The 250-nt window shown below is 59.6% G+C and carries 1 protein-coding gene; it reads left to right on the top strand.

Annotation, left to right across the window (positions count from 1 at the left end; all coding sequences use genetic code 11):
• On the top strand, positions 1-250 hold a 250-nt coding region (locus tag AC1RPY_RS08090), incomplete at both ends, for a hypothetical protein (RefSeq protein ID WP_481763169.1).

The raw sequence follows: 250 nt of genomic DNA, 5'->3' as shown, positions 1-250 counted from the left end.
CATCAATTCCTGCAACTGGTGGGCTGCGTGGAAGCCGTTCGACGAAGAGTCGCGTCGCCGTGGTCGCACGTCCAGTGGCTCGTACCAATCGCTGGAACATCCGGAGTGGTATCGCGATGAGCGGTTCGACAACAAGTCTCCGGATGATCTGTTCTGGTTTGGCTACTGGGATGGCCGCGAGGGCGTGATGACCTACATCGATCGCCTGCTCGAAAACGGAACGCTGTTTGCCCAGTGGCCGCTGATGCGC

It is taken from the genome of Dellaglioa sp. CoH-56-MRSF-12, assembly GCF_056782075.1.
The sequence above is the reverse complement of the archived record's forward strand: the minus strand, read 5'-3'. Positions and strand labels throughout refer to the sequence as shown.